The organism is Kitasatospora sp. NPDC057940 (genome assembly GCF_042887425.1).
In the GTDB taxonomy this organism is placed as follows: Bacteria; Actinomycetota; Actinomycetes; order Streptomycetales; family Streptomycetaceae; genus Kitasatospora.
This window is the reverse complement of record NZ_JBHVPH010000072.1, coordinates 1-1,006: the sequence shown is the minus strand read 5'-3', so window position 1 is coordinate 1,006 and position 1,006 is coordinate 1. Positions and strand designations below refer to the sequence as shown.

Sequence of the window (1,006 nt, the reverse complement as noted above, 5' to 3'; positions counted from 1 at the left end):
CTTGAAAGAGTGCGTAATAGCTCACTGGTCAAGTGATTCCGCGCCGACAATGTAGCGGGGCTCAAGCACATCACCGAAGTCGTGTCATTGCAGCAATAGGGCCAACGCCTGCTGTGATGGGTAGGGGAGCGTCGTGTGCCGGGTGAAGCGGCGGTGGAAACCAGTCGTGGACGGTATACGAGTGAGAATGCAGGCATGAGTAGCGATACAAGAGTGGGAAACTCTTGCGCCGATTGACCAAGGGTTCCTGGGTCAAGCTGATCTGCCCAGGGTAAGTCGGGACCTAAGGCGAGGCCGACAGGCGTAGTCGATGGACAACGGGTTGATATTCCCGTACCCGCTTTGAAGCGCCAACGCTGAACCTCTTGATGCTAAGCCCGTGAAGCCGGCCCGGAGTCTTCGGACAATGGGACGTGGTGGAGCCGGTGACCCAAGAGGGTAGTAGGTGAGCGATGGGGTGACGCAGGAAGGTAGTCCAGCCCGGGCGGTGGTTGTCCCGGGGTAAGGGTGTAGGACGAACGGTAGGCAAATCCGCCGTTCACATAGTCTGAGACCTGATGCCGAGCCGATTGTGGTGAAGTGGATGATCCTATGCTGTCGAGAAAAGCCTCTAGCGAGTTTCATGGCGGCCCGTACCCCAAACCGACTCAGGTGGTCAGGTAGAGAATACCGAGGCGTTCGGGTGAACTATGGTTAAGGAACTCGGCAAAATGCCCCCGTAACTTCGGGAGAAGGGGGGCCATTCCTGGTGACGGCACTTGCTGCCAGAGCTGGGGGTGGCCGCAGAGACCAGCGAGAAGCGACTGTTTACTAAAAACACAGGTCCGTGCGAAGCCGTAAGGCGATGTATACGGACTGACGCCTGCCCGGTGCTGGAACGTTAAGGGGACCGGTTAGCTCCACTTCGGTGGGGCGAAGCTGAGAACTTAAGCGCCAGTAAACGGCGGTGGTAACTATAACCATCCTAAGGTAGCGAAATTCCTTGTCGGGTAAGTTCCGACCTGCA

At 57.5% G+C, this 1,006-nt stretch carries 1 rRNA gene; it reads left to right on the top strand.

What is annotated here, in order from left to right:
- A 23S ribosomal RNA gene (locus ACFVTF_RS38550) occupies window positions 1-1,006 on the top strand; the annotation flags it as partial.